This window comes from Crenobacter sp. CS_VA4 (assembly GCF_055597485.1).
The window spans coordinates 15,088-38,247 of sequence record NZ_JBVMAE010000033.1; the positions used below are offsets into that span (position 1 = coordinate 15,088).

21 protein-coding genes are annotated in these 23,160 nt (G+C 66.6%); 12 read left to right on the plus strand and 9 right to left on the minus strand.

Annotation, left to right across the window (positions count from 1 at the left end):
• Nucleotides 1–2: 2 nt before the first annotated feature.
• Both ACZ2IA_RS20045 and ACZ2IA_RS20050 read right to left on the minus strand, forming a co-directional pair.
• The gene (locus ACZ2IA_RS20045) at nt 3–3,137 is read right to left on the minus strand and encodes an efflux RND transporter permease subunit (protein WP_470294360.1); all 3,135 of its coding nucleotides are present in this window, start codon (nt 3,135–3,137) and stop codon (nt 3–5) included.
• Nucleotides 3,134–4,300, minus strand: a complete 1,167-nt coding sequence (locus ACZ2IA_RS20050; protein WP_470294361.1) for an efflux RND transporter periplasmic adaptor subunit — start codon at nt 4,298–4,300, stop codon at nt 3,134–3,136. The genes ACZ2IA_RS20045 and ACZ2IA_RS20050 overlap by 4 nt, the downstream gene beginning before the upstream one ends.
• Before the next feature lie 223 nt (nt 4,301–4,523).
• On the opposite strand from ACZ2IA_RS20050, the gene ACZ2IA_RS20055 reads away from it, so the two are divergent.
• Together ACZ2IA_RS20055 and ACZ2IA_RS20060 are read left to right on the plus strand one after the other, a co-directional pair.
• Complete coding sequence (locus ACZ2IA_RS20055) at nt 4,524–4,826, plus strand: hypothetical protein (RefSeq protein ID WP_470294362.1); 303 nt, start codon at nt 4,524–4,526, stop codon at nt 4,824–4,826.
• 182 nt (nt 4,827–5,008) lie between these two features.
• On the plus strand, nt 5,009–5,269 hold the full coding sequence (locus tag ACZ2IA_RS20060; protein ID WP_470294363.1) for a hypothetical protein: 261 nt from the start codon (nt 5,009–5,011) through the stop codon (nt 5,267–5,269).
• A 71-nt stretch (nt 5,270–5,340) separates the two neighbouring features.
• Here the strand turns inward: ACZ2IA_RS20060 and ACZ2IA_RS20065 are convergent, their stop codons facing one another.
• The 6 genes from ACZ2IA_RS20065 to ACZ2IA_RS20090 form a co-directional block, all read right to left on the minus strand.
• Complete coding sequence (locus ACZ2IA_RS20065) at nt 5,341–5,769, minus strand: CHRD domain-containing protein (protein ID WP_470294364.1); 429 nt, start codon at nt 5,767–5,769, stop codon at nt 5,341–5,343.
• 112 nt (nt 5,770–5,881) lie between these two features.
• Complete coding sequence (locus ACZ2IA_RS20070; RefSeq protein ID WP_470294365.1) at nt 5,882–6,526, minus strand: 3-oxoacid CoA-transferase subunit B; 645 nt, start codon at nt 6,524–6,526, stop codon at nt 5,882–5,884.
• Nucleotides 6,527–6,536: 10 nt separating this feature from the next.
• Nucleotides 6,537–7,238, minus strand: coding sequence for a CoA transferase subunit A (locus ACZ2IA_RS20075; RefSeq protein ID WP_470294366.1), 702 nt, complete (start codon nt 7,236–7,238; stop codon nt 6,537–6,539).
• A 237-nt stretch (nt 7,239–7,475) separates the two neighbouring features.
• Nucleotides 7,476–8,252, minus strand: coding sequence for a 3-hydroxybutyrate dehydrogenase (locus ACZ2IA_RS20080; RefSeq protein WP_470294367.1), 777 nt, complete (start codon nt 8,250–8,252; stop codon nt 7,476–7,478).
• A gap of 53 nt (nt 8,253–8,305) precedes the next feature.
• Nucleotides 8,306–9,697 (minus strand): GntP family permease, encoded by a 1,392-nt coding sequence (locus tag ACZ2IA_RS20085; RefSeq protein ID WP_470294368.1) that lies wholly within the window; start codon nt 9,695–9,697, stop codon nt 8,306–8,308.
• A gap of 409 nt (nt 9,698–10,106) precedes the next feature.
• Entirely contained in the window at nt 10,107–11,531 is a 1,425-nt protein-coding gene (locus ACZ2IA_RS20090; protein ID WP_470294369.1) for a sigma-54 interaction domain-containing protein, read from the minus strand.
• A 194-nt stretch (nt 11,532–11,725) separates the two neighbouring features.
• On the opposite strand from ACZ2IA_RS20090, the gene ACZ2IA_RS20095 reads away from it, so the two are divergent.
• The 7 genes from ACZ2IA_RS20095 to ACZ2IA_RS20125 all read left to right on the plus strand — a co-directional run bounded on the left by ACZ2IA_RS20095 (nt 11,726) and on the right by ACZ2IA_RS20125 (nt 17,121).
• Nucleotides 11,726–12,061: a DUF2325 domain-containing protein gene (locus ACZ2IA_RS20095; RefSeq protein ID WP_470294370.1), complete on the plus strand. Its 336-nt coding sequence runs from the start codon at nt 11,726–11,728 to the stop codon at nt 12,059–12,061.
• Nucleotides 12,062–12,118: 57 nt separating this feature from the next.
• Nucleotides 12,119–13,051 carry a fatty acid desaturase gene (locus ACZ2IA_RS20100; RefSeq protein ID WP_470294371.1) on the plus strand — a complete coding sequence of 311 codons (933 nt, stop codon included), beginning with the start codon at nt 12,119–12,121 and terminating at the stop codon, nt 13,049–13,051.
• On the plus strand, nt 13,048–13,857 hold the full coding sequence (locus ACZ2IA_RS20105; RefSeq protein ID WP_470294372.1) for a phosphate/phosphite/phosphonate ABC transporter substrate-binding protein: 810 nt from the start codon (nt 13,048–13,050) through the stop codon (nt 13,855–13,857). The genes ACZ2IA_RS20100 and ACZ2IA_RS20105 overlap by 4 nt, the downstream gene beginning before the upstream one ends.
• Before the next feature lie 80 nt (nt 13,858–13,937).
• Entirely contained in the window at nt 13,938–14,981 is a 1,044-nt protein-coding gene (locus tag ACZ2IA_RS20110; RefSeq protein ID WP_470294373.1) for an ABC transporter substrate-binding protein, read from the plus strand.
• 90 nt (nt 14,982–15,071) lie between these two features.
• The gene (locus ACZ2IA_RS20115; protein ID WP_470294374.1) at nt 15,072–15,344 is read left to right on the plus strand and encodes a 2TM domain-containing protein; all 273 of its coding nucleotides are present in this window, start codon (nt 15,072–15,074) and stop codon (nt 15,342–15,344) included.
• A gap of 62 nt (nt 15,345–15,406) precedes the next feature.
• Nucleotides 15,407–16,276 (plus strand): ABC transporter permease, encoded by an 870-nt coding sequence (locus tag ACZ2IA_RS20120; RefSeq protein ID WP_470294375.1) that lies wholly within the window; start codon nt 15,407–15,409, stop codon nt 16,274–16,276.
• A complete protein-coding gene (locus ACZ2IA_RS20125; RefSeq protein ID WP_470294376.1) occupies nt 16,273–17,121 on the plus strand; it encodes an ATP-binding cassette domain-containing protein in 849 nt (282 codons plus the stop codon). Before ACZ2IA_RS20120 ends, ACZ2IA_RS20125 begins: the two co-directional genes overlap by 4 nt.
• 487 nt (nt 17,122–17,608) lie before the next feature.
• On the opposite strand, the gene ACZ2IA_RS20130 is transcribed toward ACZ2IA_RS20125, so the two are convergent.
• Complete coding sequence (locus ACZ2IA_RS20130) at nt 17,609–18,700, minus strand: FUSC family protein (protein WP_470294377.1); 1,092 nt, start codon at nt 18,698–18,700, stop codon at nt 17,609–17,611.
• 122 nt (nt 18,701–18,822) lie between these two features.
• Here ACZ2IA_RS20130 and ACZ2IA_RS20135 point away from each other — a divergent pair, with 122 nt between their 5' ends.
• From ACZ2IA_RS20135 to ACZ2IA_RS20145, 3 genes are all read left to right on the plus strand, one after another.
• Nucleotides 18,823–19,959: a cation diffusion facilitator family transporter gene (locus ACZ2IA_RS20135; RefSeq protein WP_470294378.1), complete on the plus strand. Its 1,137-nt coding sequence runs from the start codon at nt 18,823–18,825 to the stop codon at nt 19,957–19,959.
• A 286-nt stretch (nt 19,960–20,245) separates the two neighbouring features.
• Nucleotides 20,246–20,653: a hypothetical protein gene (locus ACZ2IA_RS20140; protein WP_470294379.1), complete on the plus strand. Its 408-nt coding sequence runs from the start codon at nt 20,246–20,248 to the stop codon at nt 20,651–20,653.
• Nucleotides 20,654–21,100: 447 nt separating this feature from the next.
• A partial coding sequence (locus tag ACZ2IA_RS20145; protein ID WP_470294380.1) for an autotransporter outer membrane beta-barrel domain-containing protein occupies nt 21,101–23,160 on the plus strand: 2,060 nt, incomplete at its 3' end.

Here is a 23,160-nt window from a genome sequence, read left to right on the forward strand (position 1 = left end):
GCTCACCCTCGGTCGACCTCGCCCGGGCCCCGCCACCGCATCAAGCGGTTGTTGAGCCGGTCGAGGTACAGGTAGATCACCGGCGTGGTGAACAAGGTCAGCGCCTGCGACAGCAGCAGGCCGCCGACAATCGCGAAGCCGAGCGGCCGGCGCAGCTCGGAGCCGGCACCGTGGCCGAGCATCAGCGGCAGGCCGGCGAGCAAGGCGCACATCGTCGTCATCATGATCGGCCGAAAGCGCAGCAGGCAGGCCTGGTAGATCGACTGCTCCGGCGTCAACCCCTGCTCGCGCTCGGCGGTGAGCGCGAAGTCGATCATCATGATGCCGTTCTTCTTGACGATGCCGATCAACAGGATGATGCCGATCAGCGCGATCACCGACAGATCGTAGCCGCCGACCATCAGGATCAAGAGCGCGCCGACGCCGGCCGACGGCAGCGTCGACAGGATGGTCAGCGGGTGGATGTAGCTCTCGTACAGCAGCCCCAACACGATATACACCGCGATGAGCGCGGCGGCGATCAGATAGGGCTGGCTCGCCAGCGACTCGCCGAACGCCTTGGCGGTGCCCTGGAACGAGCCGGTCAGCGTCGGCGGCAGGTTCATCGCCCGCTGCGCCTGGTTGATCGCGTCGACCGCCTCACCGAGCGACACGCCCGGCGCCAGGTTGAACGAGATCGTCACCGCCGGGAACTGGCCCTGGTGATTGACCGACAGCGCGCTGGTCTTGCCGGTATCGACCTTGACGAAGGTCGACAGCGGAATCTGCTGGCCGGTCGAGGGCGAGGTCAGATAGAGCCGGTCGAACAGGCTCGGGTCCTGCTGCTGCGCCGGGTCGGCCTCGAGCACCACGTGGTAGCTGTTGATCTGGGTGAAGTACTGCGCCACCTGGCGCTGGCCGATCGCGTCGTAGATGGTCGCGTCGATCAGCGCCGGCTGGATGCCGAAGCTCGCCGCGCGGTCGCGATCGATGGTGACCAGCGCGGTCGCGGCGGCGTTCTGCTGGTCGGACGCGAGGTCGGTCAGCTGCGGCAGGCGGCGCAGCCGCTCGAGCAACTGCGGCGCCAGCGTGTTCAGTTCCGCCAGGTTGGCGTCGGTCAGCGTGTACTGGTACTGGGTGCGCGACAGCCGGCCGCCGACGTTGATGTCCTGCCCGGCCTGCAGGAACAGGTTGACGCCCGGCACCTGGGCAAGCTTCGGCCTGAGCCGGCCGATCACCTGGTCGGCGTCGAGCTTGCGGCCCTCGTCCTTCGGTTTGAGGTTGATGTAGAAGTTGCCGGTGTTGAAGGTGGTGGTGCCGCCGACCATCACGAAGCTCTGCACCGCCGGGTCCTGCCGCACCACGTCGGCCAAGGCCTGCATGCGCCGGTTCATCGAGCCGAATGAGCTGTCCTGCGCCGACTCGGCGAAGCCGAACACGAAGCCTGTGTCCTGCTGCGGGAAGAAGCCCTTCGGAATCAGCACGAACAGCAGCACGGTCAGCGTCAAGGTGGCGAAGAACACCAGCAGCGTGACGAACTGGTGGTGCAACACCAGGTCGAGGCCGCGTTTGTAGCCGGCCAGCATCTTGTCGAAGCCGTGCTCGAACAGGTTGTACAACCTGCCGTGCCGACGGCTGTGGTCGTGCTTCAAATAACGCGAACAGAGCATCGGCGTCAGCGTCAGCGACACCAGCACCGACACGACGATGGTCAGCGTGACGGTGATGGCGAATTCGCGGAACAGCCGGCCGACGATGCCGCCCATCAAGAGCAGCGGGATGAACACCGCCACCAGCGACACCGAGATCGACACGATGGTGAAACCGATCTCGGACGCGCCCTTATACGCCGCCTCGAGCGGCGCCATGCCGCCCTCGACGTGGCGGTAGATGTTTTCCAGCACTACGATCGCGTCGTCGACGACGAAACCGACCGAGATCGTCAGCGCCATCAGCGACAGGTTGTCGAGGCTGAAGCCGACCAGGTACATCACCGCGGCGGTGCCGAGGATCGCCAGCGGCACGGTGGCGCTCGGGATCAGCGTCGCGGCCACATTGCGCAGGAACATGAAGATCACCGTCACCACCAGCACGATGGTCAGGATCAGCGTGAACTCGACCTCCTTCACCGAGGCGCGGATGGTCTGGGTGCGGTCGGTCAGGATGTTGACGCGCACCGCGGGCGGAATCGCCGCTTGCAGCCTGGGCAGCGCCGCCCTCACCCGCGCCACCGTCTCGATCACGTTGGCGCCCGGCTGCTTGAACACCACCGGCACGACCGATCGGGCGCCGCTGATCACGCTGCTGTCGGGCGGAGCGGCGGCACCGTTGTAGGCCCAGCCTGCCTGCTTGCGGTTTTCCGGCCCGTCCACGGCGGCACCGAGGTCGCGCAACCGAACCGGCGCGCCGTTCTTGTACGCGAGCACGACGTCGTTCCACGGCTTGGCCGACAGGATCTGGCCGTTGTCGTAGACGGTGAAGCTCTGCCTGGCACCGTCGAAAGTGCCCTTGGGCGCGTTGACGGTGGCGTTGGCGATCACGCCGCGGACGTCCTCGAGACCGAGGCCGAGCGCCGACAGCTTGGCCGGGTCGACCTGGATCCGCACCGCCGGTTTCTGCGCACCGGCGATGAATACCTGCCCGACCCCGGCGATCTGCGAGATCTGCTGCGCCAAGAGGTTGTCGGCGTAGTCGTTCACCTCGGTGATCGGCAAGGCATCCGACTGCGCCGACATCACCAGGATCGGCGAGTCGGCCGGGTTGACCTTACGGTAGGTCGGCGGGCTGGGCAGATTGGTCGGCAGTTGACCGGTGGCGGCGTTGATCGCCGCCTGTACGTCGACCGCCGCGGCGTCGATATTGCGGTTCAGGTCGAACTGCAGCGTGATCGCGGTGGTGCCGAGCGCACTGGTCGAGGTCATCTGCGACAGGCCGGAGATCAGCGAGAACTGCCGCTCCAGCGGCGTCGCGACGTTCGACCCCATCGTCTCCGGGTTGGCGCCGGGCAGGCTGGCCGTCACCACGATGGTCGGAAAGTCCACCTGCGGCAGCGGCGCCACCGGCAAGAGCGGCCAGGCGGCGATGCCGACCAGCGCCAGAGCCAGCGCCAGCAGCGAGGTGCCGATCGGCCGGCGGATGAAGATTGCGGACAGGTTCACCGCGGCGCCCCCGCCGGCGCGGTGCGGGCCTCGACCACGCGGCTGCCGGGTTTCAGCTTGTACTGGCCGTCGAGCACCACCCGCTCACCGGCGACCAGGCCCTGTTCGACGATGGCGGTGCCACCCTGCACCGGGCCGAGCCGCACCGGCTGCGGCTGCGCCACCCCGTCGGCACCGACCCGGTAGACATAGATGCCAGCCGGGCCGCGCTGGATCGCCGCGGCCGGCACGGTCAGCGCCTGTGCACGGGTGCCGACCTGCAGCTGCACGTTGACGTACTGCCCCGGCCACAGCGCGTGGTTCGGGTTGGCGAAGCGGGCCTTCAACTGCAAGGTGCCGGTCGCGCTGTCGATCTGGTTGTTGACCAGTGTCAGCACGCCACGGCCAAGCGGAGTGGCGGCGTCGCTGCGGGCGTAGGCGAACACCGCCAGCGCTGGCATGCCCGGCCTGCTCGCCCGGTTGATGGCGCTAAAGTGCTCCTCCGGCACGGTGAACCGCACCATGATCGGATCGACCTGGTTGATCACCACGAGGCCGGTGCTGTCGCTGGCGTGCACGATATTGCCGGGGTCGATCAGCCGGGCGCCGGTGCGACCGGACAGCGGCGCCCGGATGGTGGTGTAGCCAAGCTGGACCCGCGCGAAACTGACCTGCGCGGCGTCGGTCTTGACCGCGGCGGCCAGCTGGGCGACCAGCGCGCGCTGGGTGTCGAGCGTCTGGCGGGAGATGGAGTCCTGGCTGACCAGCTGACCGTAACGCGCAAGATCGATCCGGGCGTTGGCAAGCTGCGCCTGATCGCGCGCCTGTTGCGCCTCGGCCTGCGCCAGTTGCGCCTGCAAGGCCTGCGGGTCGATCTGCGCAAGCAGTTGGCCGGCCTTGATGTCCTGCCCCTCGACGAACAGCACCTTGTCGAGCTGACCGTCGACCCGGACCTTGACGGTGACGCTTTGCGCCGCCTGCACCGTGCCGACACCGCCGAGGTAGATCGGCACGTCCTGGCGGACGACCCGTACCGTGCCGACCGCCACCGGCGGCGGCTGGCCGGCCTTGGTCGCGGTTTCGCCCAGCCCCGCCAGGCTCCACACCGACAAGGCCACCATGCCCGCCACGGCACCGACCCAGCGTAATGTCAGGCCGGGCCGGAAAAACAGCCCGATGGACATGCGCATCGCTCCCTACAGACAGGACAGCCCGAGATGCCGTTGCCCGCGGGCCCACCAGCATTACCGGCAAAGCGGCCTGCGGCCGAACTTTAGTTAGCTGCTCTAAGCATGATAGTCAGTCGCCGTGCAAGCCGACTGGCGAAAAGCGCCTTTGCCGACTACGCTGGCAACGAAGACGGCCGCCTACCGGGGACAATCCGGGGAACAATAAAGGGAGTCAGTCGTGGCAAAACCGTATCGTCTCGCCGCCTGCGTGGCGACAGGCCTGCTCGGCCTCGCCGGCCAGTGTTACGCCGGCAGTTTCGGCGGCTTCGGCACGCCGATGATCGGCTACGGCCAGACCGGCAGCTTCAGTGCCTATCGCTCGCCTGGGAGCGGCGTCGCCGCGGCGCGGGTCGACGGCAATCGCACGACGGTGCCGTACAGCCAGGAACGGGTCGACTGGCTGAGGGAACAGGTGAAACTGCATATGCAAGGCTGTGGCTGCGCGCTCTGCCAGGAGCTGCGGGCCGACAGCGCCAGCTGAAGCCCCGCCCCCTAGCATCCCTTGCGATGGAGGGAATGGATTGGCCTGCCCTCACGCCATTCTGCCGGGACGCTACACGTGCGGCTGGTCATGATCGTGGCAAATGGCTACGCTGTTTAATTAAGCGACAGGCAAACAGCTCTCACTCAATCCACGATGTTTTCATGCAAGAAGGAAGCCCGATGAAGCCAAGGTATCGCCTCGCCGTCGCCGGCACGGTCGGCCTGCTCGGCCTTGCGGGCCACGCCCAGGCGGCCGGCTTCGCGGCGCTGCCCGCGCAGACGCCGGCTGTTGTGGTGGAGCGCGCCGTCGACGGCGCCCGGCCCTTGACCGCAGAGGAGAAATCGGCGCGGCTACACGCGATCCTGCGCCAGTACGGGCTCGGCTGCGGCGACCCGAACTGCCCGCTCTGCCGCGGCCTGCCGCCCGCCGGCAACGGCTGACCGTCGTCCCCGCCCTCCAAAGCCTGGCCGAACCCACGGTTCGACCGGGCTTTGTTGCGTGTTGGCGCTGCTTAAGGCGCCTTGCTGAGCTGGCCGCGAATCTCGCCGCCGGGGTTCTGCGCGGTGTGGACGTTGAAGTACCAGTTGCCGGAGAGCAGGTCTTTCGCCTGTGAGTCGGTCAGCACCGCCTGGCCCTTGATCGGGCTGGTGAGGCCGTCGACCGGGATCAGTATCTGTATGCCGGCGTTGCTGCCGGCCGGCGCCGGGCCGTGGAAGTGCGCGGCGGTCGCCGGGCCGGACAGACCGCCATAAGTGATCTGGTACTTCAGCACCTTGCTGTCAGAGTTGTAACTGGCTTCCACAAAACCGGTGCCGTTGCCGGTTTTCGGCGGCACTTCGCTGGCGACGTTCAGCGGCGCACGCAGCATCACCGTTTCGGCCAGGACAAGCGACGAGGACAACAGCAGGCAGGCAACAGTGGCAAGACGGAACAGCTTCATGGCATTCCTCCGTAAACAGGCCTAAAAAAAGCGTGACGCCCAGCGGGGCAATGCCGCCGGGCGCCACGTTCTACTACTTATAGGACAGCTTTGCGCAGGAGGAAGCCCGCGCTCAGGCGAACTGCAGCGGAACTGCCGTCTTGGCGGCGATCTCCTCGCGGCTGACACCCGGCGCCAGCTCCCTCACCTCGAGGCCGGTTCGGCCAACCTTCAGCACCCCCAGGTCGGTGATGATCAGGTCGACCACGCCGACGCCGGTGAGCGGCAAGGTGCACTTGGGCAGCAGCTTGAAGTCTTCGCTGCCGTCCTTCTTCTTGGCGGTGTGCTCCATCAGCACGATCACCCGCTCGACGCCGGCGACCAGGTCCATCGCACCGCCCATGCCCTTCACCATCTTGCCCGGGATCATCCAGTTGGCCAGATCGCCGGTTTCGCTGACCTGCATCGCGCCGAGGATCGCCAGATTGATCTTGCCGCCGCGGATCATCCCGAACGAGTCGGCCGAGCTGAAGATCGCCGAGCCGGGCAAGGTGGTGATGGTCTGCTTGCCGGCGTTGATCAGGTCGGCGTCGACCGCGTCGTCGGTCGGAAACGGGCCGATGCCGAGCAGGCCGTTTTCCGACTGCAGCCACACCTCGACGTCGGCCGGCACATGGTTGGCCACCTGGGTGGGCAGGCCGATGCCGAGGTTCACGTAGAAGCCGTCCTGCAGTTCCTGAGCGGCGCGCGCCGCCATTTCGTCACGAGTCCATGCCATTAGAGTGCCCTCAGTCTGCCGCGCGCACGGTGCGCTGCTCGATGCGTTTTTCGGGGGTGGTGTTCACGACCAGGCGGTGCACGAAGATGCCCGGGGTGTGGATCGAATCCGGGTCGAGCTCGCCGTTCTCGACGATCTCCTCCACCTCGGCGACGGTGATCTTGCCGGCCATTGCCACGTTCGGGTTGAAGTTGCGCGCGGTGCGGCGGTAGATCAGGTTGCCGGCGCGATCGGCCTTCCAGGCCTTGACCAGCGCCACGTCGGCGGTCAGCGCCTCTTCGAGGATGTGCGGGTGGCCGTTGAAGTCGCGCACTTCCTTGCCCTCGGCCACCCAGGTGCCGTAACCGGTGCGGGTGAAGAACGCCGGGATGCCGCTACCGCCGGCGCGCAGCTTTTCGGCCAACGTCCCCTGCGGGGTGAATTCCAGCTCCAGCTCGCCGGCCAGGTACTGGCGCTCGAACTCCTTGTTCTCGCCCACGTAGGACGAAATCATCTTCTTGATCTGGCGGGTTTCCAGCAGCTGGCCGAGACCGAAGCCGTCGACGCCGGCGTTGTTGGAAATCGCGGTCAGCCCGGTGACGCCGCTGTCGCGCAACGCGGCGATCAGCGCCTCGGGGATGCCACACAGGCCAAAGCCGCCGACCGCGACGGTCTGTCCGTCGCGCACGATGTCGGCCAACGCCGCGGCGGCGCTCGGATAAAGCTTGTTCATCGTCAGGTTTCCTTGCAAAACGGGCCGCGGGTTGCGGCCCGGTGAATCATGGCTGGCAGCGGTTTTGCCGCCTGCCCCATCCAGCAAACCTTCTGTTTGAAACGTTACTCACGCAATGCACAAGCCGCTAAAAAACCCCAGTGAAACGGTCCTGGCTAGGAGCCCTGCCGCAGACAGTACAAGGCGTACGGCAAGGCAGGGCGACAACGCCAGGAGGGGTTTGTTAGCGGCCTCCATCTACTGAGCGGTCCAGCCGCCGTCCATCGTCCAGGCCACGCCGCGCACCTCGGCCGCCGCCTCGCTGGCGAGAAACAGCGTCAGCGCACCGAGCTGCGCCGGGGTGACGAACGCTCCGGATGGCTGCTTTTCGGCCAACAGCAGTGCCTGCGCCTGCGCCTGACTCAAGCCCTGTTCCCCCGCCTTCACCTCGATCTGCTTCGCCACCAGCGGTGTCAACACCCAGCCCGGGCACAACGCGTTGCAGGTGATGCCGGTCTGCGCCAGCTCCAGCGCCACCGTCTTGGTCAGGCCAATGAGGCCGTGCTTGGCGGCGACGTAGGCCGACTTGTTGGCGGACGCGACCAGGCCATGCACCGAGGCGATGTTGACGATGCGCCCCCAATGCCTGGCGCGCATCGCCGGCAGCGCGAGACGGGTGGTATGGAAGGCGGCGGTGAGGTTGATCGCCAGCACGTCGTCCCATTTCTCGACTGGGAAGCTGTCCACCGGCGCGACGTGCTGGATGCCGGCGTTGTTGACCAGGATGTCGACCGCACCGAACTCGCTCGCCGCGTACGCCATCATGTCGGCGATCTCAGTCGGGCGGCGCAGGTCGGCGCCATGGTGGCGTACCGCCACACCGCGAGAGGCGATCAGGTCGAGCGCGGCGTCCGCATCGCCGAAGCCGTTCAGCACGATGTTCGCGCCGGCTTCGGCCAACGTCGTCGCGAGACCGAGGCCGATGCCGCTGGTCGAGCCGGTGATCAGAGCGGTTTTTCCGTGTAGCGATGTCATCGGGCAATACTCCGTCCGGGCGGCCGACCGACCGCCCGGATATCAAATGAAGATCAAACCAGGCCGGTCAGATAGAACGTAGCGATCACGAAGAACACCGCCAGCGTCTTGATCACCGTCACCGCGAAGATGTCGCGGTACGCCTCGCGGTGGGTCAGGCCGGTGACGGCCAGCAGTGTGATCACCGCGCCGTTGTGCGGCAGCGTGTCCATGCCGCCGCTCGCCATCGCCACCACGCGGTGCAGCACCTCGAGCGGGATGCCGGCCGCCTGGCTCAGGGTGATGAACTGCTCGCTCATCGCGGCGAGCGCGATGCTCATCCCTCCCGACGCCGAGCCGGTGATGCCGGCCAGCGAACTGACCGTCACCGCCGCGTTCACCAGCGGGTTCGGGATGCTTTCGAGCGCGTGGCCGATCACCAGGAAACCCGGCAGTGCCGCGATCACCGCGCCGAAGCCGTACTCGGAGGCGGTGTTCATCGACGCCAGCATCGCGCCGCCGATCGCCGCCCGGGTGCCGTCGACGAAGCGGGCACGGATAGTGCCGAACGCGGTCACCACCACGAACAGGATGCCCAGGATCAGCGCCGCCTCGACCGACCAGATCGCGGTGACCTTGGCAATCTGCGTGGTGACCGGTGTGGCGAGCCCCGGCAGCGACAGCTCGTGGCTGGCGCCGTACCAGTGCGGGATCAGCTTGGTGAAGCTGAAGTTGGCCACGCCGATCAACACCAAGGGCGCGATCGCCAGCCACGGCGACGGCAGGTTTTGGGTGTCGACCGGCTCCGGCTCGTTCAGGAGGCTGGTGCCGTAGCCCTCGCCCTTCGCCATCAGGCTGCGACGGCGCCACTCGAGGTAGCTGATGCCGACGATCAGGATGAACACCGCGCCGGCCACGCCAAGCGCCGGTGCCGCCCAGGCGGTGGTCTTGAAGAAGGTGGTCGGGATGATGTTCTGGATCTGCGGCGTGCCCGGCAGCGAGTCCATCGTGAACGAGAACGCGCCGAGCGCCACCGTGCCCGGGATCAGCCGTTTCGGGATATTGCCCTGACGGAACAGCTCGGCGGCGAACGGGTAGACCGCGAACACCACCACGAACAGCGACACGCCGCCGTAGGTCAACAGCGCGCACACCGTCACGATCACCGCGATCGCACGCGTCTCACCGATCCAGCGGATCACCGCCGCGACGATCGCCTTGGAAAAGCCAGACAGCTCGACCAGCTTGCCGAACACCGAGCCGAGCAGGAACACCGGGAAGTAGAGCTTGATGAAACCGACCATCTTCTCCATGAACACCCCGGAAAACACCGGGGCCACCGCGGATGGTTCGGTCAACAGCACCGCGCCGAGCGCAGCGATCGGCGCCATCAGGACGACGCTGTAGCCGCGGTAAGCGGCCAGCATCAGGAAGATCAGGGCGGCAAGCACCACGATGAAGGTCATTCGGCGGTCTCCTTTGCGATTTTTCTGAAAACGGTGGCATTGCCCGGGGAAATTCCGGCAACGGCCCGTTTTTTTATAGCGGCAGAAACTGATTACGACTCATGACATTGTAATGACGAGTTGGCTACCTGCTACCAAATCAGCAGGAAGCGTGCCAGCGAACGAAAACCAGCAAAATCAGGCTATTGGTGGACACACGCGGGGAGGCAGAACTGGCTTCGTCTCGAGACGGAGACGGCAAGAATGACTGCTGCATCGCAGCAACGGGTGAAGAATCATCCACTTAACATGGGCAGCCGCCATCGTCTCGATTTCGAGACGATGATCTCTATTTAGAGACTCGGCTCTAGCGACGATGCGCGGGAAGCGACGGGCCGGACCGGCCTGCTGAGTAAAGAGATAGAAACGCTCAGCGCGGCGCGATGCCCAGCGCGGCAAGCTTCTTGTACAGGGTGGCACGGCCGATGCCGAGCCGGGCGGCGGCGCTCGGCACATGGCCGTCGCAGGCGGCCAGCGCGTCGCGCAACAGCTGCGCCTCGAACTCGGCCATCGCGCTCTGGTAGGAATGGGACGCGCCCGCCTCGGCCGAGGTTGGCCGAACCGTCGGGCCGAGCAGCGGCGCCACGTCGGCGACGTCGAGCGTCGCGTCGTCGGCGAGCATGATCGCCCGCTCGAGGATGTTGCGCAGCTCGCGCACATTGCCCGGCCAGTCGTAGTCGGCGAGCCGCGCCAGCGCCGCGGCGCTGATGCGGTGGCGCCCCGCCCCGCTGCTGCCGGCCAGCACCCCGAGCAGCACCTCGCACAGCTCGGCAAGATCCGACAGCCGCTCGCGCAGCGGCGGCAGCTCGATAGCCAGCACGTTGAGGCGGTAGAACAGGTCGGCGCGGAATTCGCCGCGCTCGACCCTTTCGGCCAACCTCACCGAGGTAGCGGCGATGATGCGCACGTCGGAGCGCTGTACCTTGTTGGAGCCGAGCGCCTCGAACTCCTTGTCCTGCAGCACGCGCAGCAGCTTGGCCTGCAGCGCCGGCGGCAGGTCGCCGATCTCGTCGAGGAACAGCGTGCCACCGTCGGCGAGCTGGAACTTGCCGACCCGACCCTTCTTGTCGGCGCCGGTATACGCGCCGGCCGCCGCGCCGAAGAACTCGGCCTCGAGCAGCGTCTCCGGGATCGCCGCCATATTCAGCGTCACCAAGGGCTTGTGCGCGCGGCGCGAGGCGGCGTGGATCGCGTGCGCCAACACCTCCTTGCCGGTGCCGGTCTCGCCCAAGAGCAGCAGCGGCGAATCCATCTGCGCGGCGCGCTCGGCCTGGTGTTTGAGCGCCAGCGCGGCGTCGCTGCTGCCGATGAAACTGTCGAAGGTGTACTTGGCGCGGCGCGCCTGCGCGAGCGACTCGCGAGTGGCGGCCAGCTCCTCGTTGAGCCGGGCGAACTTGGCGAGCAGCGGCGACAGCGACTGGATCTCGTCGAACAGCGCGAAGCCAATCGCGCCGACCAGGCGGCCGGCACCGTCCTTCAGCGGCAGCCGCGTCACTACCAGCGAGCCGTCACGGGTCTGCATGATGTCGAGCAGGATCGGCCGGCCGCTGGTGACCACCTCGCGCATCAGGCTATTCGGGATCACCTCCTCGACCGCGCGACCGATCGCCGTGGCCGGGTCGGCAAAGCCGAAGCGGTCGGCGTAACGCGCGTTGATCCAGACGATGCGCGCCTCGCCGTCGACGATCACCGTGCCCTCGCTGTAGTCCTCCAGCGACTCGAACAGCGACTGGATCGCCCAGTGCCGCACGCTGCCGTAATCCGCCAGCCGTTCGCTCAAAACCTGATCCGTCACCTGCTGCGCCCCTCGTCGGTGGGTGGAGCGGTAGGTTAGCACGGGACGGCGGCGCCATCACAATAGGCTTATTTGGAATAACAATCGCATTTCATATCACTTCAAAGCCTTATGTCGGCGCCGTATAGTCGACGCAATCCCGCTGCACCGCAGCATGCAATCCAACGGCAAGTTGAAGAGAACGGAGGACGGACATGAAGGCACTCGTGATCGGCGCCGATACGCTCGGCAACATTCCGCAGCTTCTGGCGGCGTACGACATCGACATTTCCCGGCACATCACCGGGCGCAATGCCTCGCACAAGCGCAAGCCATCGAGCCTGCCCAAGGGCACCGATCTGATGATCCTGTTCACCGACTTCCTCGGCCACAACGTGATGCACAACTTCAAGGCGCTGGCGCAGGCGCGCGGCGTGCCGGTGATGGCGTGCTGCCGCTCGGTCTGCGCCGTCGAGGCGCAGCTGGAAAACAACGGCCTGCGCCGCTGCACGCCTGACGCCTGCGCCGAACGAAGGCGCCGCTTGAACTGAGGTTTCCCGGGGCCGGCCTAGCCGGCCCTTTCTGATTCTGCCGACGACGAGGACAAGATGACCTCTTCCGCCCCTACCCCGAGCCGCTGGCGCGACGAACTGCCTGCAGAGCACGAATGGCCGACCTGGCTGCTGATCGTGGCGATCTATGCGAGCTGGCTCGCCGTGGTCGCCTACGCCCAACGCCTCGGTCCGTTCGTCAGCGCCATCCTGCTGACGCTGATCACCTGCTGGTACGGCTCGCTGCAGCACGAGCTCTTGCATGGCCACCCGACCCGCTCGGCCAGGCTCAACCGGCTGTTCGGTCTGGCACCGCTGGCGGTGTGGTTCCCGTACGACCTGTACCGCGACAGCCACCTGCGCCACCACCGCGACCCGCAGCTGACGCTGCCCGGCGAAGACCCGGAAAGCAATTACGTGACCGAGACAGACTGGGCCCGGCTCTGGGCGCCGCTGCGGCAGGTCTATCGGGCGCGCCGCACCCTGCTCGGCCGCGCGCTGGTCGGCCCGGCGTTCGCGATCGCGCTCACCTGGCGCGACCTCGTCGCAAAGCCCTTGCGCGGCGACTGGCCCGACACGAAGAGCTGGCTCGAACACCTGGCGCTGCTCGCGCTGCTGCTGTGGGCGCTCGACCGTTACGCGGGCCTGTCGCCGCTGTTCTATCTAGCCGCCGTCGCCTACCCGGCGCTGTCGCTGGCGCTGGTGCGCTCGTTCTACGAGCACCGCCCCGCCGACACGCCGGCGCACCGCATCAGCCTGAACGAGGCAGGCTGGGCGTGGCGGCTGCTGTTCCTCAACAACAACTACCACCTGGTGCACCACGAGCAGCCGGCCCTGCCCTGGTACCGGATCCCGCAGGCGTACCGGGCGCAGCGCGACGATTACATCGCGAGGAGCGGCGGCTTTCTGGTGCCGGGCTACGGCCACCTGCTGCGCCGCTTCGCGTGGCGGCCGGTCGACTCGCCGGTGCTGCCGGAGGCCAAGCAATGAGTGCTTGGCAGGCGGCGCTGCCGATGTACAACGTCGGCGACGAGGTGGCGGCGCTGTACCGACGCTGGCTCGTCCGGCTGCTACAAAGGTTGGCCGAACGAGGCTTTCGCGAGCCGGTGACGTTGGCCGAACCGGGTGACGCGCTGCTCGACTGGTGGCAACGCGACGACTTGCTACTGTCGCAGACCTGCGGCTATCCGCTGATGACCCGGCTGCGCGAGCGGGTGGTGCCGCTCGCCACCCCGGCCTACCGCTTCGCCGGCTGCCAGGGCAGCTTCTACCGCAGCGCGCTGCTGGTGCCGGCCGATTCGACGATCCGCCAGCTCGCCGACGCGCGCGGCCGGCGGGTGGTCGCCAACCAGCCCGATTCGCACAGCGGCATGAACGCGCTGCGCGCCGCGGTCGCGCCGCTCGCCGAGCACGGCCGCTTCTTCGGCTCGGTGACCTGGTCGGGCAGCCACGCCGCCAGTATCGACGCGCTGCTGGCCGCTTCGGCCGACCTTGCCGCGATCGACGCGATCACCTACGCCTATCTGCTGCGCCAGCGCCCCGAGTTGAAACCGGCGCTGCGCCGCATCGGCTGGAGCGCCGCGGCACCGGGCCTGCCGCTGATCGCCGGGCGAAGGCTGGCGCCGCATTGGCGCAGCGTGCTGACCAGTTTGATCGTCGCCTCTTCGCAACAGGATCGCGATATCCTAGATGCTCTTGGCATCGACCGTTTCGTGCCCTGCCACTGGCGCGACTACCACCCGATCCTGACGCTGGAAGAAAACGCGCGGCAACATGGCTACCCGGTGCTGGCCTGAGCCGCTTAAGCGCGTTGCGGCGTTTGCCCGATAAACGCTTATAAATCGAATACGAACCGCACAATAAGGAATAAACCCTGATGACCCGTTCCGTTCTGTCCCTCACGCTCGCCGCCGCCTTCGCCGGCAGCCTCGCCCTGACCGCGCTGCCGGCCAGTGCAGCCACCACCTCCACCTGGTGCAGTGCCGGCAAGCCGCTGAAATTCGCCGGCCTCAACTGGGAAAGCGCGTCGTTCCTGACCGAGCTGTTGCGCCTCGTCACCGAAAAGGGCTACGGCTGTCAGACCGAGGCGATCCCCGGCAGCACGGTGACGATGGAGAACGCGCTCGCCAACAACGATGTACAGGTGCTGGCCGAGGAATGGGTGGGGCGCAGCGACGCCTGGAACGACGCGGCCAAGGCCGGCAAGGTGAAGGCGCTCGGCAAGACCATCGTCGGCGCGTCCGAGGGCTGGTACGTGCCCGACTACCTGGTCAAGGGCGACGCCAAGCGCGGCATCAAGCCGGCTGCGGCCGGGCTCGTATCGGTCGCCGACCTGCCCAAGTACAAGACGGTGTTCAAGGACGCCGAGGAGCCGGGCAAGGGCCGCTTCCTCAACTGCCCGACCGGCTGGAGCTGCGAGGGGGTGAACAGCCAGAAGCTTAAGGCCTACAAGCTGACCGACAGCTATACCAACTTCCGCCCCGGCACCGGCGCCGCGCTCGACGCCGAGATCGCCTCGGCCTACCAGCGCGGCAAGCCGGTGCTGTTCTACTACTGGGCGCCGACCGCGCTGTTCGGCAAGTACCGCTTCGTGCAGCTGAAGGAACCGGCGTACAACGAGGCCTGCTTCAAGACCCTGTCGGACAAGGACAACGCCGCGCCGTGCGGCTCGGCCTCGCCGGCGGCCATAATCCAGGTCGGCGTGTCGAAAACGCTGAACGACAGCGACCCGGTGCTGGTGTCCCTGTTCAGCAAGTTCAACGTGCCGATCGAGCTGCTCAACAAGGCCTTGGCCGACCAGGCCGAGCGCAAGACGCCGTGGCCGCAGCTGGCGCGCGAGTTCGTCCGCCAGCATCCCGAGGTGGTGAAGGGCTGGGTGCCGGCCGATGTGTCGGTCAAGGTGATTGCCGCGGCGAAGTGAGCGCGGCGTGATGAAGAGACGGTTGGCACCGCCATGCAAGTGCGGCGCCAAGCGTTGCAACAAGATAGCTTGGACATTGAAGAGACACGGATGACAGAACAGGAAATCGAACGGCTGGCCCGCAAACGCGCCGCCGCCAAACTGGGCTTCTATCACCACGCGCTGGTATTCGCCATCGTGATGCCGGGGCTGTTTGTGGTGAACTATCTGACCTCGCCGCGACCGTGGAGCCTGGCGCCGTTGCTCGGCTGGGGGCTTGGGCTGGCCATACACGGCATCACCGTGTTCAGCCGCCTGGGCGGCGTCGACTTCAAGGAGCGCCTGGTCCAGGCCGAGATCGAGAAGCTGAAGCATCGCCTCTGAGCCTGCGCCCGACCGGTTCGGCCAACCTTTCCCTCTAGAAACCGAGAAAGCGAGTAAAGCGGATGGAGTTTCCCGCGCTGTCGATCAAGGACGCGATCAACGCGCTGGTCGGCTGGCTGGTCGCGCATTTTGGCGACCAGCTGCATGCAGTCAGTGATTTTCTGCTGCAGTGGCTGCTGGTGCCGCTGGAGAGCACGCTGCGCGCCACCCCCCCGTGGCTGGTGCTGGGCGTGGTGGCGGCGCTCGCCGGCTACGCCACCCGCGACTGGAAGCGCACCGTGCTGTGGGTCGGACTGCTGTTCCTGATCGGCTGTTTCGGCCTGTGGGACGCGCTGATGCAGACGCTGGCGATCGTGCTCTTGGCCACGCTGCTGACGGTGCTGATCGGCCTGCCGCTCGGCATTGCGATGGCGCGAAGCGACAGGCTGCGTGCCGTGGTGCTGCCGGTGCTCGACGTGATGCAGACCCTGCCGTCGTTCGTCTACCTGATCCCGGTGTTGATGCTGTTCGGCCTCGGCAAGGTGCCGGCGATCTTCGCGACGCTGGTGTACTCGCTGCCACCCTTGGCGCGGATGGCCGACCTCGGCATCCGCCAGGTCGACAGCGAGGTGCTGGAGGCGGCCGAGTCGTTCGGCAGCAACCGCTGGCAGCTGCTGTTCTTCGTGCAGCTGCCGCTGGCGCGGCCGAGCATCCTCGCCGGCATCAACCAGGCGACGATGCTGGCGCTGTCGATGGTGGTGCTGGCGTCGATGATCGGCGCGCGTGGCCTCGGCGAGGATGTGCTGGTCGGCATCCAGACGCTCGACGTCGGCCGCGGCCTGCAAGCGGGCCTCGCGATCGTGGTGCTGGCGATCGTGATGGATAGGATCAGCCAGGCGTTCGGCCAGGACCGGCGCCAGAAACTGGCGATGACCGGGGGAGACGCGCGATGAGCCGCATCGTCCTCAACGACATCACCACGATCTTCGCGCCGCGCGGCAAGGGTGCCCGCTCGAAACAGGTCGCCGAGCGGGCGCTGGCGATGGCGCAGGCGGGCGAGACCCGCGAGGCGATCTTCGCCGCCACCGGCGCGACGCTGGCGCTGAGGGACGTGAGCCTGGCGATCGCGCCGGGGCAGATCACCGCGATCATGGGGCTGTCCGGCTCGGGCAAGTCGACGCTGATCCGCCACCTGAACCGGCTGATCAGCCCGAGTAACGGCCAGGTGCTGTGGGACGGCGTCGACATCCTCAGCTTCTCGGAAAAAGAGCTGCAGGACTGGCGCCGCCACCGCGTCAGCATGGTGTTCCAGGGCTTCGGCCTGCTGCCACACCGCAATGTGCTCGACAATGTCGCATTCGGCTGCCGCTTGCGCGGCGACAAGCCGGCCGACTGCGCCGCCGCGGCGCGGCACTGGCTGGAGCGGGTCGGGCTGGCGAGCCACGCCAAGAGCTACCCGGACGAGCTGTCCGGCGGGATGCGCCAGCGCGTCGGCTTGGCAAGGGCGCTGGCGGTCGACACCGAGGTGCTGCTGATGGACGAGGCATTTTCGGCGCTCGACCCGCTGATCCGCCACGAGCTGCAGGATCAGTTGCTCGAGCTGCAGGCGGCTCTCAACAAGACCATCGTGCTGGTGACGCACGACGTCGACGAGGCGCTGCGCCTCGGTCAGGAAATCGTGCTGCTGCGCGACGGCCAGATCGTCCAGCACGGTGCGCCGGCCGAGCTGGTGCAGAACCCGGTCGACGACTACACCCGCCGTTTCGTGCAACAGCGCCAGGCGGTGCTGCAGGGGTAAGTTTGGTGCAGGATCGAGTGACGAGATCGTCACTCCCTAACAACGTTCATGTCCGATGTGTCACCGTTGGTCGCCGCCGTTAAGATTGAGGAGCTTGGCTTCGGGCGACCTTGAGGAACCCCACATGTGGCATGGTTTTAAACCTTGGGCACCCGGTACCGCAGCAATCATCCTGCCCATCCCCTTTGCGCTGCCGAGCGATCGTCAAGCGGCCAGGTCTTAAGCCGCCGCTTGTTCGAGTGCCGCGACGTTAGCGCGGCGCGAGTTCGGCGGCGCCTGGCCGCTTGGCAGGCGCGAGGGAAGCCGAAGGCCAGCGCATCGGGGTCGCCTTCTTTTGGTTCCTTTTCTTGGCGAGACAAGAAAAGGAACTCGCCAGTCGGGCGAGACCGACAAGGCAACAGTCCAAACTCACGATACTCAAATACCGCAACTGTGCCAAAGCATATTCGGCCAACTTCGCAAGGTTGGCCGAATGCTTTTTACCGGGCTAGGCAGCCGGATCGCTTGAAGGCGGCGCCAGCACCAGCCCCGCCGCGCACCAGCCCGGCGCGCTGTCGTGGATCTGCCGGTTGAGCCGCTCGACCTGGTCGAGCAGCTTCAGCGTCAGCCACAGGTAGCCGCGCCCCTCGAAGCCGAATTCGGCCGACGGCCGTGCTGCCAACTCGTGTTCGCGCCCGTCCTGGCTCGGCTGCAGCCGGTCCGGTCGATCGAAGCGCAGCGCGTGCGCCATGCCGAGCAGGGTGTGCTTGATCAGCAACTGCTCCTCTTCGCACACCTCCTCCAGGCGCTGGTGTTCGGCGCGTTCCAGCCGCTGCGCGCCGGTCTCGCTAAGCAGAACCAGCGTGTTGAGGATGCCGCGCTGCAAGAGCTGGATCTGCTCGAGTTCGCGCGCGCTGATCGACACCTCCTTGCGTACCGCGGCGAACAGGCCGCGCTGCTGGATCAGCCGGCTGTTGAGCCGGGCAAACGCCGCCTCGATCTCGACCGAAGGCGCGAGTTCGTGGTGACGCAAGCGCGCGTACAGCATGCCGGCCTCGCGCAGATTGTCGGCGAGCAGGTACTTCCAGTGGTTGACCGCCTTCTGTGGCAGCAGGCTGGCAAAGCCGAGCGCGATCATTGCACCGGCCAGCACGTTGGCCGAACGCCACAGCGCGCCATTTATGTCGTTGTCGCCGTAGCCGGCGACCACCGCCATGGTGATGCCGGACAACAGCGCGATGTAGTCCGCCTTTCCCAAGGCGAAATAGCTGCTCAGGCCGGCGAACAGCACCATCCAGCCGTACGAGAACGGTACCGAATAGCGGTGCAGCCAGATCGCGAGGATACCGGCCAACCCGCCAATCACCGTGCCGGCGATGCGTTGGCCGGCCTTGCGGAACACGCTGCCCAGGTGTGGCAGCGAGCCGATCACCACCAGCACGGTGATCAGCATCCAGGCGCCGTGCGGGATCGCGAACAAGGTAGTCAGCAGCAGCGCGGTCAGAAACGCCAGCGCGACGCGCAAGGCGTGCAACGCCGGATAGTGCTGATGGATGAAGTACGGCGACAGCCAGCGGCCGGGGGGTGGAAAGCGCGACATGATCGGGCCGGAACGAAGCAATGCCGCCAGTATCGCACCGCCACCGGGATCGCAACCAGCCAACGAGCGCCAGACTCGGCGCATAATGTCGTTTTCATCCTCACCCGCTCGGGATTTATCGCATGCCCATCCTGTCCCCGGACACCGACCGCCACTTCGCCCTCGACAAGCAGCAGGCCGCGCGCCGCAGCACGCTGGTCAGCGTGGCGGTCAACTTGTTGCTGTCCACCGGCCAGATCGTCATCGGCGTGTTCGCGCGCTCGAGCGCGCTGATCGCCGACGGCGTGCACTCGCTGTCGGATCTCGTGTCCGACTTCGTGGTGCTGTACGCCAACAAGCATAGTCACAAGGCCGCCGACAGCGACCACCAGTACGGCCACGCCCGCTTCGAGACCGCCGCGTCGCTGGCGATCGGCGTGCTGCTCCTGGTAGTGGGGCTGGGCATGCTGTGGTCGGCGGCGCTGAAGTTCGAGGACCCGGCCCGGATCCCGACCGTGCATTTCATCGCACTGTGGATGGCGCTGGTGACGCTGCTCGCCAAGGAGGGGCTGTTCCGCTACATGGTGGCGGTGGCCAAACGGGTGAAGTCGAGCATGCTGATCGCCAACGCCTGGCACGCCCGCTCGGACGCCGCCTCGTCGCTGGTGGTGGCGGTCGGCATCGTCGGCAACCTGATGGGCTTGCCGCTGCTCGACCCGCTCGCCGCCGCGATCGTCGGCTTCATGATCAGTCGCACCGGCTGGAACTTCAGCCGCGACGCGCTGAACGACCTGATGGACCGCGCGCTCGACGCGCAGCAGGTGCGCGCGATCCGCGCCACGCTGGCCGAGACCGAGGGCATCCGCAACGTGCACGACCTGCGCACCCGCAAGATGGGCGACCTGGCGGTGGTCGACGCGCACCTCTTGGTCGACAGCCACCTGAGCGTGTCGGAGGGCCACCAGCTGGCGCTGAAGGCGCACCAGCGCGTCAGCGAGCGCTTCCCGGTGCTGACGGTGACGCTGCACATCGACGCCGACCCGGACCAGGCCGCCGACGACCCGACGCTGCCCAGCCGCAGCGCACTGCTCGCTGCGCTGAACGCACGGCTCGGCACGCCGCTCGCATTCGACGACCTGCGCGCCCATTACCTGGGCGGCCAGATCGAGCTGGAAATCTATGTCGACGACGACGATATGGCGCGCGAGGCCGAACTGCGCCGCGCCGCGGCCGGCCTGCCGCACCTGCGCTCGGTGCGGCTGTTCCAGCGGCTGGGCTAAACATCCTGACCAGGCGCAGCACCGCCTGCGCCGGGCCCCAGCCGCCCTTGCCACTCGCCTCGCCGGGGGCCGCGCCGATGCTGTCGCCCCCTACCCAACCGTCCTAGTCACCATTGGCCACAGGGCCGTCACCTTGCCAGCGCCACCCGAGCCGAAATGTCCCCGCATCGGATAGGTCGCTCCCTGCCGCCGCGTTCGCCAGGCTGATTGGCTTCAGGCATCGGTCACACCAATACCCCCGGCATGTGCTAGATCATTAATCATGACCAATTAATGATGCTCGACCATGGATCAACAGCAATGCAACCGTATGCTGGCCAGGCTGTATCGTCTGCCCATTGTGCTGGGGATGGCCGCACTGTTGTTGCTGTGCGCCTGGCTGTCGATCGCCGGCGAGCTGCGATCCCTTCCCGCACCCGACACCCTGTTTCTCATCGTATTCCTGTGCATCGCGGTACTGAGCTTCGCGGCACTGGGGATAGCGCTCTCCCTGTCCGTCGTTCTTATCGCGTGGGCCATGGGCCGGTTGGGCAACTGCGCCAACTGCCACGGCCTGCTGATTCGGCACAGGCACCATGACACGCTCGGTGCACACCGGCGCTGCCTGGCCTGCAATGCCAGATTCTGCTCGCTCTCGGACAAGCCGGCCAGACAGCTGGCACAGCCCGAAGCGCTCCCCTCCGCAACGCTCTGACCTGAGCTCGACGAAGATTCCGCCCCAACCAGACTGACCCACGGTTACGCCAAGGGCGTGGGCGGCCTCGCTCGCCAACCACCCCATGTGAATATTATTTTTTTACAAAAATTCTTAATGCATATATAGAATATCAATGGGCCGGCATTTAATGCCAAATATTTAAAAAATACTTATCAACAATGCTTAACAACTTAAAAGACGCCCCGCAGGCGCACCAGGAAAGCAGCCCATGACCCCATTGTCTTACCCCGAACATCCAAAGTACCGGCGCCTGAGCCTTGCCCAATCGGCGGCCTTATCTGTCGTTTTCAGAAGACGACTGCACGGAATATCAGGAGTGGTTTGCACTGCTGACGATGCGACCCGTAGCTGGGGATAGGGTCAGCAAAACGCAAAGCACAACCACATTCGGAGATCCTTTTGCAAACAAAGAGAACGCCCCTCATGCCGAGCCGGCTGCTGGCGCATGGCTTGCCACCGGCTCTGTGCATCCTGTCACTGGTCCCCCCGGCCAGCGCTCTGGCCGCCTGCGATACCAGCGGGCCGATCAGCGGCACCACGGCGACCTGTTCCGCCACGATTACAACGCCGGTACTGGCGGCACCAGGCAGCACCAGCGTTGCCATCAACATCAACGCCGGTAGTACCGCCAGCTTCGTCAACAGCAGCAACCCGATCGGATTCAGCGTCGACAGCGGCAGCCAGATCTCGAACAGCGGCACCCTCGGCCTGAGCGGCGGCTCGGCCACCGGCCTGAACCGCGGCGCAGTCCTGCTGGGGAACAACAACGGCAATGCGCTCACCAATACCAGCCAGGGCCGCATCACCACCACCGGCGCTTACAACGACGGCATGGCGGCCAATGGCAGCAACAACACGCTGGTCAACAATGGCACCATCACCACGTCCGGGCCCAACGCCTACGGCATGACCGCAGCGTGGGGGCAATCCAATACCGGGCAATCAGGCAACAAGCTGGTCAATACGGGCTCGGTCACGACCGGCGGCAGCAATGCCCGCGCCATGTCCATCCTCGGCGGCAATGGCTCGATCACCAACAGCGGCGCGCTGCTGACCACCGGCAACAACAGCCCTACGGCCTATCTGCAGGGGAACGGCGACAAGCTGGTCAACAGCGGCACCATCGAGGCCCGTGGGTCAGGCTCGGATGCAGTCTTCTCGAATACCGCGGGCTCCGGTTTTACCGCCAGTATCGAAAACCAGGCCGGCGGTCAGATCATCAGCCAGCAAGCCGCCGCCGTGCGCACACTCAATGGCGCCACTACGGTCATCAATGCCGGGCTGCTGCAAAGCGGCGCCGGCGCGGCGGTGTCGATGGGCACCGGCGCCAACACGCTGATCCTGCAGACCGGCTCGGTCATCAATGGTGCAGCCGATGGCGGCGGTAACGTGGCCACCAAGCTGGTCCTGCAGGGCACCGGCACCGCCAGCAATGCATTTTCGCGCTTCGCTACGCTGCAGATGCAAGGCAGCGACTGGACCTGGAGCGGCAGTGGTACCTTCAACACGGTCGCGATCCAGAGCGGGCTCTTCAACCTGACCGGCACACTGGGTGGCGCCACCACCGTACAGGCGGGCACTACCCTGGCCGGCACCGGCGTGCTGACCGGCAATCTGCTCAACCAGGGCACCATCCACCCCGGCGCAGGCAATGCCACCGGGCAACTGACGGTAAATGGCAACTACACCGGTAGCAACGGCATCCTGCTGGCCGAGAGCGTACTCGGCACCGATGCATCACCCGCCAGCAAGCTGGTCGTTTCCGGTGGCACCATAGGCGGCACCACTACCATCAGGCTGACCAATCTGGCGGGTGCCGGCGGCTTCACTGCGACTGACGGCATCCCGCTGGTGCAGGCGGTCAACGGAGCCACTTCCTCTGCCGGCGCGTTCACACTGGCCGGCGGCTCGGTTAGCGCCGGCGCCTACTCCTACTACCTGTTCAAGGGCGGCGTGTCCGCCGGCACCGCCGAGAACTGGTACCTGCGCTCCACCGTCCCGGTATCGCAATCGGTCACGCCCGCACCGACGCCCGGGGACCCTGCCCCTGTGCCGGTAATCATCGCCTCGTTCGCCGCCGAAGGCACGCCGCCGCTGCCGCCGGCGCCACCGCCGGGCGCCGATCCGATCCCGCTGTACCGTCCGGAAGTGCCGCTCTACGCGGAGATCCCGGTGGCGGCGCGCCAGCTGGGCATCGAGCAGATCGGCACCTTCCACGAACGCCAGGGCGAGCAGAGCCTGCTGAGCGAGAATGGCCAGCTGCCGGCCGGCTGGGCCCGGGTCTGGGGCGAGCACAGCCGTCAGAGCCAGCACGGCGAGGTGAACCAGCGCTTCGACGGTACGCTGACCGGCCTGCAGGTCGGCCAGGACCTCTACGCCGACACCAGCGCCGCCGGCCACCGCAATCACTACGGCCTGCTGCTCGGCTACGCGCACGCCAAGGGCGACGTCAGCGGCTTTGCGCTCGGCTTCCAGGATCGGGG